Consider the following 8,694-nt stretch of genomic DNA (forward strand, 5'->3'; position numbering starts at 1 on the left):
ACAAAAAATAATCAGGGCGACTGGCGTCGCCCTGATGCGGGATGCGGATAGCGGCAGCGAATTAACGCAGCAGCGACAGCACGTTCTGCGTGGTCTGGTTGGCCTGGGCCAGCACGGAGGTTCCGGCCTGCTGCAGGATCTGCGCGCGGCTCATGTTGGACACTTCGGTCGCGTAGTCGGCATCTTCAATGCGGCTACGGGCGGAAGAGAGGTTGTTTACCGTGTTGCCCAGGTTGGTGATGGTGGAGTTGAAACGGTTCTGAATCGCACCCAGCGAGCTACGCTGTTCGTCAACCATCTTTAAAGCGTCATCGATGGTGGACATGACATCCGGATTGCTGGAAATTTTGGTTCCCACCGAAACTTTACCGGATTTACTGTCAATATCTGCACGGTTATAAGAACCGTCAGCGTTCTTGATAACAAAACCATCATCACCGTTGTCTTTTTTATAGGAGTGCAACGTCTGGCCGACGCTCAGATTGGTCGTGTCAGCCGTTACAGTTTTATCGTTGACCTTCACCTGCGTTAACTCTTTACTTTCGTCAACGGTGTTGGCAGCTACAGCGGTAGTACTGGAGTCCCAGGTTACCTTGCCATCGTTGGTTGAAGTATTCGCTGCGTAATATTTATCATCACTGCCTTTAACCACATAACCGCTACCGTCTTTCAGTGCAAAGACACCTTTATTGCTGGTTTGCGCACCGCTAGCCGCACTATCATCCTGAACTGCCGCATTAACCGATTTGGTGCTCAGCGTAACGTTGGCGCCATTGGCAATCGCCGTGGTGTTGACCTTCGTGGTGTCAAATTTGGTGTCCACGGAAAAGTTGGTCAGGCCCAGGGCTGAGGTATCGATTTTTTTCAGATCGATATCGATCTGCTCACCGTCGTTGGCACCCACCTGGATGCTCAGCTTGGTGTCAGAAGAGAGCACTTTCACGCCGTTAAACGCGGTCTGCGAAGATACGCGGTCAATCTCCTGCAGGCGCTGCTGTACCTCCTGCTGAATGGACTGCACGTCGCTGTCAGAGTTGGTACCGTTCTGGGACTGTACCGCCAGCTCACGCACGCGCTGCAGGTTATTGTTGATTTCGTTGAGCGCACCTTCGGTGGTCTGCGCGATGGAGATACCGTCGTTGGCGTTGCGCGAGGCCTGGGTCAGGCCTTTGATGTTGGCAGTAAAGCGGTTAGCGATCGCCTGGCCGGCGGCATCGTCTTTGGCGCTGTTGATGCGCAGGCCGGAGGACAGACGCTCAATGGCGCTGCTCAGAGAAGACTGGGATTTGTTCAGGTTGTTTTGGGTCAACAGCGACAGGCTGTTTGTATTAATGACTTGTGCCATGATGGTCGTTCCTTATCTGTTCACGTCGGATGAGGGTTGGGCTGTTGCCCACGGTGTCATCACCGTCCTACCCGGTATCGGCGACCCGCCGTTAACCTTTAGCCCTTTTTAAAAAATTCCGCCTGCCGACGCCCTGCTGCCCCGGTTCCTCGCGCTTTCCGCCGGGCGGTCACCGGTAAGCGCTGGAAATACGCCCGCCACTGGCGACTATTTGCGCCATCGGCACGCAATTAAAGGCGTAAACTTTTTCGCGTCGTCGCCGATAACGGTTAACGTCCCCTACTTCGTCACATAAAAGGATTTCCTCTATGGCCTCCGTTTCTTCACTGGGTATCGGTTCGAATCTGCCGCTCGATACCCTGTTAACGAATCTGACCACGGCAGAAAAAGGACGCCTGACGCCGATCACCCAGCAGCAGAGCAGCTATTCAGCCAAACTGACCGCCTACGGATCGCTGAAAAGCGCGCTGGAGAAGTTTCAGAGCGCCAACGGCGCGTTGAATAATGCCGACCTGTTTCGCAGCACGACGGTGGCCAGCAGCAGCGATGCACTGACCGCCACTACCGCCGCCGGCGCGGCGGCGGGCAAGTACACTATCAGCGTGAATCAGCTGGCCCAGGCGCAGTCACTGAACACCGCAGCACAGACCAGCAGTAGCGACAAGCTGGGTACGCTGAACGGCGGCACCCGCACTCTGACCATTCAGCAAGACAGCCGGACGGAACCGTTAACGCTGACCCTGAGCGACGATCAGACCTCGCTCACCGGCATCCGCGATGCGATTAACGCCGCCGACGGTGGGGTGAGCGCCAGCATCATCAAGGCTAATGACAACAGCTATCAGCTGGTGCTGACCGCGAACGATACCGGACTGAAATCCCAGATGAATGTGTCGGTCGAGGGCGATAAAAAGCTGAACGATCTGCTGGCCTACGACGCCAAAAACAGCAGCGGTCCGCGCGCCATGCAGTCCAGCGTCGAGGCAAAAAACGCCCAGCTGACGGTCAATAACATCGCCATTGTGCGCGAAAGCAATACCGTGACCGACGCGCCGACCGGGGTGACGCTGACGCTCAACAAAACCACCGAGAACGCTACGGTGACGGTGAGCAAAAGTACCGATAAGGCTACCCAGGCGATCGGCGACTGGGTCTCCGCCTATAACGCGCTGATGACCACCATTGGATCGGTCACCGCCTACAGCGCCGCGGATCCCGGCTCAGAGGCGCAGAACGCCAGCAACGGCGCCCTGCTCGGCGACAGCGTGGTACGTACCATTCAGGCCGGTCTCAAAGAACAGTTTACCAATACCCAAGCCACCGGCGGCCTGAATACCCTCAGCCAGCTGGGCATCACGGTAAAAGATTACAAAACCGGACTGCTGCAGATCGACAATGACAAGCTGAAGGACAAGCTGAACAATCATGCCGGCGCGGTAATGGATCTGCTGGTCGGCGATGGTAAAACCAGCGGCGTCACCACCACCACCAAAAACCAGGTGACCAGCTATCTCGCCAGTGACGGCATCATCAGCAGTGCCCAGGCCGGCGTGAACAGCACGCTTAAGCAGTTGACCAAGGATTATCTGAGCACCAGCGCCAGCATCGACGACACGATTGCCCGCTACAAGGCGCAGTTCACCCAGCTGGATACGCTTATCTCTTCGCTGAGCAATACCACCAGCTACCTGACGCAGCAGTTCAACGCCATGAACAACAGTAAATAACGAGGTTTTTATGTTTAGCGCACGCGGAATACAGGCCTACGCGCAGGTCGGGCTGGAGAGCGCGGTGATGAGCGCCAGCCCGCACCAGCTGATTACCCTGCTGTTTGACGGTGCGCACAGCGCGCTGGTCAGAGCAGGCCTTTTCATTCAGCAGGGCGAGACGATCGCCAAAGGCGAAGCGCTGTCGAAGGCCATCGCCATCATCGATAATGGGCTGAAGGCCGGGCTGGATACCGAAGGCGGAGGCGAGCTGGTGGCTAACCTGTCTGCCCTCTATGACTATATGGTTCGCCGTTTACTGCACGCCAACCTGCATAACGATCTGCAGGCGGTCCACGAAGTGGATGGCTTACTGACCCCCCTTGCCGACGCCTGGAAAGAGGCCGGCACACTGCTTCAGGCACAGGAACCCGCGTAATGATCACATCCGGATTAACGGCGTTGTACCAACAGGCACTGGCGTTGAGTGAAGAATTGCTGGCGCTCGCCCGCACGGGCGAGTGGGATCGACTGGTGAATGAAGAGATGCGCTATCTGAACGCCATTGAGCACCTGACCCGGCAGCAGGAGGTGGCCACGCTGCCCGCCGACCAGCAGCGCCAGGTGCGGCCGATTCTGCGCGCGCTGATCGCCAACGAGAGCACGCTGCGCACGCTGCTGACGCAGCGTCTTGACGAGCTGCGCGGGCTGGTGGAGCAGCAGAGCCGCCAGCAGTCGGTCAATCACGCCTACGGCAGCCTGGCGGGAAATATCCTTTATCCCGGCAGCGGGGTTTAAATAATTTGGGCCATCTCACAAAAATGGCCCCCACTTTTTGACTTCTGCATCATACTTCACTGATTCCCCCCACTGGAGTTAATCGCATGCCGCATCCCACCCTGTTGCAGTGCTTTCACTGGTATACCCCGGAAGGCGGCCAGCTTTGGCCGGAAGTGCAGGACCGCGCCCGCTGGCTGGGCGAAAAAGGCATTACCCTGGTGTGGCTGCCGCCCGCGACCAAAGGCAGCACCGGCGGCTACTCGGTGGGTTATGACGTCTATGACCTGTTTGATCTCGGCGAATTTGATCAGAAAGGCAGCGTGGCCACCAAGTATGGCGACAAGGCCGCGCTGCTGGCGGCGATTGACGCCCTGCGCGAGCAGGGGATCGGCACGCTGATGGACACGGTACTGAATCACCGGATGGGCGCCGACGAGAAGGAGCCGGTGCGGGTCAACCGCGTGAATCCGGCCAACCGCGAGGAGATCGACGATGAGGTGATCGAGGCCGAGGCCTGGACCCGCTTTACCTTTCCGGGGCGCGGCGGGCAGTACTCCACTTTTGTCTGGGACTACCACTGTTTCAGCGGTATCGACCACATCGAAAACCCCGATGAAAATACCATTTTTAAGATCGTCAACGATTACACCGAAGCGGGCTGGAGCGACCAGGTTGATGATGAGCTGGGTAACTTTGATTACCTGATGGGCGCTAATGTGGATTTTCGTAATGATGCGGTGCGTGAGGAGCTGAAGTTCTGGGCGCGCTGGGTCCTCGAGCAGACCGGCTGCGCCGGTTTCCGCCTGGATGCGGTAAAACACATCCCCGCCTGGTTTTACCAGGAGTGGCTGGCGCATATCCAGGATCACGCCGGGCGGCCGCTGTTTGTCGTCGCCGAATACTGGGGCTTTGAAGTGGATAAACTGCAGGGGTGGATTGCGCAAACCGACGGGCGCAGCATGCTGTTTGATGCACCATTGCAGAATAACTTCCACCACGCGTCGCGACAGGGCGCCGAGTACGATCTGCGACACATTTTTTCCGGCACGCTGGTGGAGGCCGATCCGCTTCACGCGGTAACGCTGGTCGCCAACCATGACACCCAGCCGCTGCAGGCGCTGGAAGCGCCGGTCGATCCCTGGTTTAAGCCGCTGGCCTACGCGCTGATCTTGCTGCGTGAGCAGGGCGTGCCCTGCGTGTTTTATCCCGATCTGTTTGGCGCGCAATACCGCGACAGCGGGGCGGACGGCGAGGAGTACGATATTGAGATGCCGGTGGTTGCGGTATTGGAAACCCTGCTCGAGGCGCGTCAGCAGTTTGCTCACGGCAGCCAGACTGATTATTTTGACCACGCCAACTGCATCGCCTTTAGCCGCAGCGGTACCGACAGCCTGCCGGGCTGCGTGGTGGTATTATCCAACGGCGATGACGGTGAGAAAACCATTGCGCTCGGCGAGGCGCACGCCCACAGCCGCTGGCGCGATCTGCTGGGTCACTGGCCGGAAGAGATAAGCTGTGACGATCAGGGCAGCGGACAGTTTCGCTGCCCGGCCGGCAGCCTGAGCGTCTGGGTCAGGACGTAACCTGCCGGATGCAGCCTGCCCCCGCGGGGCAGGCACCGCAATTATTTGCCGCTGGCCGGATTGTCCGCCAGCGCATCAATTTGAATCGTCTGAATCACCGCGGCCTCCGGCTGCGCCTTCACCGCATCCAGCGCTTTCTGACACTCAATCGTCGGACGATCGACCCGCCGCAGCGTCAGTTTGTCGTAGTGCAGCGTTGCCCCCTCGCGCACCAGTGGCATGACCCGCACCTGACGATTAACGTTAACGTAATCGCCATCAACCCGCGTCAGCTTACCGGGTTTCGCGATTACCCGCTGCCATTGACGGCAGTCCAGCGTGTCTCCGTCGGCGGTAATGATCAGGTTTGCCATCGCCTGATCGCTGACCAGGCCACGCTGCGGGCCGTCCGTCTGCCAGACGCCCTGTAAGTCCGCCGGCGCCGGGGTTTTTACCGCCGTTTCATACCGGGTGATCTGCGTACAACCGCTCAGCAGGACGACCCCTGCGACAATCCACTTCTTCATGCTTATTCCCTGACAGGCTGTGTGGCCTGCTACGTTATAATTTTGCCCGCACCATCGCAAGCGGCACCCGGCGCTGAGCCGCGTTTTTTCCGCGGAGTGCCGCCCCGGGAGAATGGTGCGGCCGCGACTTGCACCGATCCGGCGCGATGGGTACACTCGCATTTTTTTCCAGCCAGCAGGTCCGCGATGAAAACCCCCGAAGCTTATTACGCCCTCGCCCGCGAGATGTTCATTACCGCTTATCCCGAAGTCAGCCAGGCGCTGGACGCCCTGACCGATGAGGAAGCCGGAGCGCTGGGCATGACCCGTCAGGCGCTGCGCGACTGGCAGGCCGAGCGGGCATTTGCCGGCTTTTTACGCGAAAAAAAGCTGGACGGCATGATTTTTGCCATTCAGCTGGCCGAGCCGGACAAAGCCGTTGCCGCCGTCGCCATTGAGGGCTACCTGCGCGAACGCGCCGCCGCGATGGGCATGAGCTGGGAAGCCTTTTGCCGCGAAAACGATCTGTAGCCCTCCCGGATCGTCAGGGGCTATCCCTCTGACGACTCTTCCACCTCATCGTCGCTGTCATCCCGCTTACGCGGCACCTCCCCCTGTTGTTTTGGATCGTCTTTCGCCGGGTGCGTCGGTTTTTCTGCCTGCGTCATCTTCCTTCTCCTCTGTGCTAATGCAGAGTGCCTGCAGAATCAGTGTAGTGCGCTCCGACGGGCTGCGCCCGGGCGCAGAATTTGTTGCATATAAAATACACCTCCGACCACACAAAATATCACAGTCAAAGTTGTACAGGTTTTTATTTTTTGTATAACTTTAAGGGCGTGGTTAGCGGCCACACGTAACGAACGGTGCCTTGCACCGCCTGTGGAGGTGCGACGGATTTCCACCTGCAGAGGCTTACTCCCTTTTTCTGCCCGCGTCAGGTATCCGTTCGGCGCCGGCGATCGCAACCTGTTCAGAGAGGCGCATTATGCCATCCGCATCCGCTGTCGAAGCAGAAATCACTGATTACTTTAAACGTGCCGGTCAACATGCTTCGCCAGAGCAGGCCGTGGTGGCCTCCCTGATGGGGGAACTGACCACTCTGCAAAAGCCGGTCAGTAAAACGGCGATCATCATGGGGCTGATTGAGAAGCTGGAGTCGGAATCCGATCCCGCCCGGCTGGATGTCTATCGTCAGGCGCTGGAGATGGTGATCCACTCGCCGGTGGACGGGCCGCTGGCGCCGTGAGGGTGGGCCAACCCGGAAAACGCAGCCGGAGACAGTCCGCCGGACTTGCAGATTGCCCAGGGTTGCTATACTAAAGGTTCGCTATCTGTTTTGCGCGAAGCAAACATTAAGGAGAAATCATGTTTGGTAAAGCTGAAGATAAATTGAAAGAAGCATCAGGCAAAGCACAGGAAGTTTACGGACGGGTCACCGACAGCCCGGATGAAGAGGCAAAAGGCGCGGCGCGCAAATACGCCTCACAGGCCAGCTATGCGGTAAGGGACGCGGCAGATACCGTCCGCGATCAGGTCTCCTCCAACCCGCTGGGTGGCGTTGCCGTCGCGGCGGCGGTCGGCGTGGTGCTGGGCTACCTGCTGGGTCGTAAATAATCCGCATCCCGGGCCGCCTGCGGCCCGGTTAGCCACCGGGCCGCGTCCTCTGTTCCCGGCGTGTCCCTCCTGCATATCGCAAAGAAATCAGCTATGCCAGGTGCCACAAGATGGCGCTCACCGCCAAATCGCTTATCTGCACTCTCCGTGCGTCGTTCGCGACGCTCCCCTCCTCCCTGTGCGCGTGCAGGCAGCATCCGGCTCTGTTACGGACGCGACGGCGAGTAAGCATGTTACGAATTAGCATCAATTTCCCCTTAGGATTTGCCAGGCTTTGCTGATAAAAAAGCCGCCGGCAGGCAGACTCGCAGCGGGTGCCCGGCAGAAAAGGACGCTGTCCTGTTTCTGAATTTTTCGTCTTCCATATCCATGATGACGCTACTCATCGTGATGCCAATCATCCTGGCCTGGGGTGTGGTTGCGCCAGTCCGCTGAGCCAGCTCATCGAGCTGGGCTAACAGATCAGCAGGTCGCGGGGGAATGTTGCGAAGCTCTGCGGCACGCTTCAGATAAGGGAGCTTTTGTTCAGCCATTTGAACAGCTCCGGTTCGATACGCTGAAAATTATCTTCGCCGCCAGTATAGTGGTCGATTAAAACCGCCCGCAGGCGGTGGGTTGTGAGGGTAGGATTCGCCACGATTTTTTTCTTAATTAATGCTTTCTTTCAGAGTGACAAACGTTATTACAAACGTGGCGACACGCCCCACCAACGCCAGGAGAGTCGCGTTTGTCAGTTAACTAACTAGTGAATGCGATTGCTCCTGCCAGGGTGATGAAACGGGTTGTTTCTGACGTCAGTTTTGTCATTAACTCTGACGCGCTGCGGCAACTGACTGTATTGGATGCTGGCATCTTCTCTCATCTGCATGAGTTGACGGAGATGAGAGGACAGACAATATCCCATACAGTTTGATCATCGGGCGCACTCGCCAATGCGTCCTGTGATGAACGCCCTGGTGAAAATGGTGCTGTTTGCTCAGCCAAAGATTTGGCTTAGTGGCTGCTCCTGACCCGCCATCTCCGGACAGCTGTCGTAACGATGCCCGCTGCCGTCGGCATTCTCTCGGGAAGTAATATCCCGGCGCGCTGTGCGCGGGGAGTTGCATTGTAATGCGTGAACGCAGTCAACGGGAGGTCGGGCGCAACTGACTCAACTGAGTCACTCGGTCAGATATGGACCG

Annotated in this window: 10 protein-coding genes; 7 read left to right on the top strand and 3 right to left on the bottom strand. The window is 58.1% G+C overall.

What is annotated here, in order from left to right; translation table 11 throughout:
* Positions 1 to 61: 61 nt before the first annotated feature.
* Positions 62 to 1,345 (bottom strand): FliC/FljB family flagellin, encoded by a 1,284-nt coding sequence (locus tag BS626_RS09170; protein ID WP_075182065.1) that lies wholly within the window; start codon positions 1,343 to 1,345, stop codon positions 62 to 64.
* A gap of 308 nt (positions 1,346 to 1,653) precedes the next feature.
* Here BS626_RS09170 and fliD point away from each other — a divergent pair, with 308 nt between their 5' ends.
* From fliD to amyA, 4 genes are all read left to right on the top strand, one after another.
* The gene (gene fliD / locus BS626_RS09175; RefSeq protein ID WP_075182066.1) at positions 1,654 to 3,072 is read left to right on the top strand and encodes a flagellar filament capping protein FliD; all 1,419 of its coding nucleotides are present in this window, start codon (positions 1,654 to 1,656) and stop codon (positions 3,070 to 3,072) included.
* A 10-nt stretch (positions 3,073 to 3,082) separates the two neighbouring features.
* Positions 3,083 to 3,490: a flagellar export chaperone FliS gene (gene fliS / locus BS626_RS09180; protein ID WP_075182067.1), complete on the top strand. Its 408-nt coding sequence runs from the start codon at positions 3,083 to 3,085 to the stop codon at positions 3,488 to 3,490.
* Complete coding sequence (gene fliT, locus BS626_RS09185) at positions 3,490 to 3,849, top strand: flagellar protein FliT (protein WP_075182068.1); 360 nt, start codon at positions 3,490 to 3,492, stop codon at positions 3,847 to 3,849. The genes fliS and fliT overlap by 1 nt, the downstream gene beginning before the upstream one ends.
* An 86-nt stretch (positions 3,850 to 3,935) precedes the next feature.
* Positions 3,936 to 5,414: an alpha-amylase gene (gene amyA / locus BS626_RS09190; protein ID WP_075182069.1), complete on the top strand. Its 1,479-nt coding sequence runs from the start codon at positions 3,936 to 3,938 to the stop codon at positions 5,412 to 5,414.
* A gap of 41 nt (positions 5,415 to 5,455) precedes the next feature.
* Here the strand turns inward: amyA and yedD are convergent, their stop codons facing one another.
* Positions 5,456 to 5,920 (bottom strand): lipoprotein YedD, encoded by a 465-nt coding sequence (gene yedD / locus BS626_RS09195; protein ID WP_075182070.1) that lies wholly within the window; start codon positions 5,918 to 5,920, stop codon positions 5,456 to 5,458.
* A gap of 186 nt (positions 5,921 to 6,106) precedes the next feature.
* On the opposite strand from yedD, the gene BS626_RS09200 reads away from it, so the two are divergent.
* The 3 genes from BS626_RS09200 (at position 6,107) to BS626_RS09210 (ending at position 7,513) form a co-directional block, all read left to right on the top strand.
* Positions 6,107 to 6,430 carry a DUF6388 family protein gene (locus tag BS626_RS09200; RefSeq protein WP_075182071.1) on the top strand — a complete coding sequence of 108 codons (324 nt, stop codon included), beginning with the start codon at positions 6,107 to 6,109 and terminating at the stop codon, positions 6,428 to 6,430.
* Positions 6,431 to 6,884: 454 nt separating this feature from the next.
* Entirely contained in the window at positions 6,885 to 7,145 is a 261-nt protein-coding gene (locus tag BS626_RS09205; protein WP_075182072.1) for a biofilm development regulator YmgB/AriR family protein, read from the top strand.
* Positions 7,146 to 7,264: 119 nt separating this feature from the next.
* Positions 7,265 to 7,513 (top strand): CsbD family protein, encoded by a 249-nt coding sequence (locus BS626_RS09210; protein ID WP_075182073.1) that lies wholly within the window; start codon positions 7,265 to 7,267, stop codon positions 7,511 to 7,513.
* A 257-nt stretch (positions 7,514 to 7,770) separates the two neighbouring features.
* On the opposite strand, the gene BS626_RS09215 is transcribed toward BS626_RS09210, so the two are convergent.
* Positions 7,771 to 8,046, bottom strand: a complete 276-nt coding sequence (locus BS626_RS09215; RefSeq protein ID WP_075182074.1) for a hypothetical protein — start codon at positions 8,044 to 8,046, stop codon at positions 7,771 to 7,773.
* Positions 8,047 to 8,694 lie beyond the last annotated feature (648 nt).

Source organism: Pantoea sp. 1.19 (assembly GCF_001922585.1).
Lineage (GTDB): Bacteria > Pseudomonadota > Gammaproteobacteria > Enterobacterales > Enterobacteriaceae > 1-19.